4 protein-coding genes are annotated in these 2,776 nt (G+C 67.5%); 1 reads left to right on the top strand and 3 read right to left on the bottom strand.

The genetic code is table 11. The features are described 5' to 3' along the window. Both A7E48_RS01155 and A7E48_RS01150 read right to left on the bottom strand, forming a co-directional pair. On the bottom strand, positions 1–866 hold an 866-nt coding region (locus tag A7E48_RS01155), incomplete at its 3' end, for a catalase family protein (RefSeq protein WP_068168388.1). Positions 867–948: 82 nt separating this feature from the next. Continuing rightward, positions 949–2,043, bottom strand: coding sequence for an ISL3 family transposase (locus A7E48_RS01150; RefSeq protein ID WP_068168382.1), 1,095 nt, complete (start codon positions 2,041–2,043; stop codon positions 949–951). A gap of 90 nt (positions 2,044–2,133) precedes the next feature. Here A7E48_RS01150 and A7E48_RS01145 point away from each other — a divergent pair, with 90 nt between their 5' ends. Beyond that, the gene (locus tag A7E48_RS01145; protein ID WP_083147102.1) at positions 2,134–2,436 is read left to right on the top strand and encodes a VOC family protein; all 303 of its coding nucleotides are present in this window, start codon (positions 2,134–2,136) and stop codon (positions 2,434–2,436) included. 66 nt (positions 2,437–2,502) lie between these two features. On the opposite strand, the gene A7E48_RS01140 is transcribed toward A7E48_RS01145, so the two are convergent. Beyond that, positions 2,503–2,776 (bottom strand): transposase (locus A7E48_RS01140; RefSeq protein ID WP_198924105.1); only part of this gene is annotated, 274 nt, incomplete at its 5' end.

The following is a 2,776-nucleotide window of genomic DNA, read 5'->3' as shown; positions in this document are numbered from 1 at the left end:
CGGACCGTCGCGACGGTCCGGAAGGGTGCCTCGTCCTCGTCCCAGAGCACGGCGGCGTCCTCGACGGGCATGGTCTCCAGGTCCGTGCACAGCTGCGCCCGCAGCTCGTACGTCGCACCCTTGGTCATGAAGTGGCGGACGACCGCGGTGCGCATCGCGTCGAAGTCGTCGCCGACGTCGACGCCGGTGAGCTCGGCGACCTCCCCGGTCGGCGCGAGGGACATCTTGGCGACGTGGTCGCCGTAACGGATCGCGGCCTGGGTGTAGAAGGTCTCACCGAGCATGTGGGAGTAGTCGTTCGCGAGGCCCTGGATGGTCGCGCCGGGGGTGCGACCGAGTTTCTCGGTGATCGAGGCGATGCCCCGGGCGGCGGCGGAGACCGCCTTCTGCGCGGCGGCCGGGTTGCTCGCGTTCTTCTCGAGGATGTCGAGCATGTCCTCGTACTTGGTCACGGTGCCGAACGCGAGCGTCGGGAAGTTCACCATGAGGAAGTCCTGGTTGGCGCCGCCGAGGTCGGGGGAGAGACGCTCGCCCTCCACGTCGATAATCTTGAGGGCGAACCCGCGGGGGGCGGGGATCTCGTCGGAGTGGATGTCGCCGGGTGCCGAGGACAGGCGCGCGACGACCTCGTGGGTGCCGGGGGTGGCGAAGATGCCCTGCGCGAGTTCGTGCGGCAGGTCGTCGTGCACGGTGAGCTGCCCGGTGAGGATCGCGTGGCTCTTGGCGTGCGCGTCGCGGTGGGCGTGGCGGTGACGGTCGGCGTTCTCGGCCTGGGTGGCGGCCATGCGCTCGACGATGCGCTGGGAGATCTCGGCCTCGTTCTCCACGGGCACTTCGACGTCATCGTGGTAGCGGATGGGGTTCATCGGTATGCCTCCTCGACATCGTGATAACAATATTGTACTGGACTCAATTTGGCTCTTCAACTTTGAGCGTGGTGCTGGGTGTTCACGCCGCGATCGGTCGGGGCGCATAGCCAATGATGCGGCATCTGTAGTTCCGATGGTTGCGGTACCCGCGCCCGACCCTCTTGATCGTCTTGGCGGTCAGGTTCGCCGCCTCGGTGCGAGCGTTCGTGACCCTGGTTCGGCAGAAGGTGAGCAGCTCACGACGCCAGGCCAGCAGGGTCCGGAACAGCGCGGCCGGCTCGGGCAGGTGGGTGGCTCGCACGGCGCTCTCAAGGCGGGCCCAGTGCCGCTGGAAGGAGGGCGTGTCGGTGGCGGTGAGGACCTGGCGGACGTGTTCCTTGATGCCCCACGCGACGGCCAGCTCGACGTCCTCGGCCAGGATCTGCTGCAGCTTGGTGCGCTGCCGGACGGTGAGCCGGTCACCGGCGCAGGTGAGCAGCTTGCGGTACTTCCACGGGGTGTCGGTCGCCCGTCCTCGGCGCTCGTGCAGCTCCCACACCCGGCGCCTCCTCACCTTGGTGACCATCTCGTTGGCCAGCCGCACCACGTGCCAGTGGTCCACGCTGACCTTCGCCCGCGGTAGTGCCTTGCGGACCGCGGCCCGGAACTCACTCGACATGTCCAGGGCGACGACCTGCACCCGCCGGCGCCACCACCGCGGCCGCGCCGCGAGCCAGGAGGTGACGACCTTGCCGCGGCGGCCGTCGACGACGTCCAGGATCGCGCCGTCGTCCAGGTCGGTGAACACGATGGACCGCGGCTCGGCCCGGCAGACGGATATCACCTGCTCGGTCAGCCGGGTCGTGACCCTCGCCCGCGCGGGCAGCTGCTCGGTTTCCTCGGTGAACGACCGCCGCGGGCACAACGACTCACGGCAGGCGTAGCGGCGCTTGCGCACGAGCACGTCGAGCCGCTCACCCCCGCACGGCACGTCCTTCACGCGCTGGGTAGGTCTTGCCTGGATCCGCGAGGACAGCACCCCGCAGGAGGGGCAGGCGCCCTCGCTCGTGGTCGTCTCGATCAGCACCTGCCGCGGTTGCTCAACGCCGACGCCAGGGGTGGCCGAGACGACTCGGTAACCGGACAGGTTGAACAGGATCGACGCCGCATCGACGTCGAACGTAGGCTTGTGCACGCTCGCGGTCCTCGCTCATGAGATGTCTAGACAACACCCATGCTGGCGTAGGGCCGCGAGCCCTACTTCAGGGCCCCACCACGCTCAAAGTTGAAGAGCCAAGAATGGCCAGGCGGACGCAGTTGGCGACTCGACAGCACCTACATCGTGATCGAACAGTCACCCGACATGCTGGTGAAACCACACAACCGGAAGCGCCCCGGGCTCAACCACCTGGCCTTCCACGCCGGCGACCACGACCGCGTCAATGCCCTCACCGCGGCAGCCGCCGACCACGGCTGGGCACTCATGTTCGCCAACAAACACCCCCACGCCGGCGGTCCACAGACCTACGCCGCCAACCTATCGAACACCGACGGCTACCAAGTCGAGCTCACCGCGAACAACCCGTAGAACTCGCCGATCCACAGGTCTTGACGAGGGACTGTCCGCCTAACGGTGTAAGTGGCGTTTTCATGGTCAGCGGTCTTCGGCGGCCGGCATGCGGTCGGCGAAGGTGATAGCAAAGGCGTTCAACGCTGGCTTCCAGCGCATGGTCCATCGTGTCTGTCCGGTGCCCTTGGGGTCCAGACTCCGAGTGACGAGGTACAGGGTCTTCATCGCGGCCTGCTCGTTGGGGAAGTGGCCCCGGGCGCGGATCGCCCGGCGGTAGCGGGCGTTGAGGGACTCGATCGCGTTGGTCGAGCAGATCACCTTGCGGATCTCGATGTCGTAGTCCAGGAACGGGATGAAC

Origin of the sequence: Rothia sp. ND6WE1A, assembly GCF_001683935.1 — a bacterium.
GTDB classification, from domain to species: Bacteria; Actinomycetota; Actinomycetes; order Actinomycetales; family Micrococcaceae; genus Rothia; species Rothia amarae.
The sequence above is the reverse complement of the archived record's forward strand: the minus strand, read 5'-3'. Positions and strand labels throughout refer to the sequence as shown.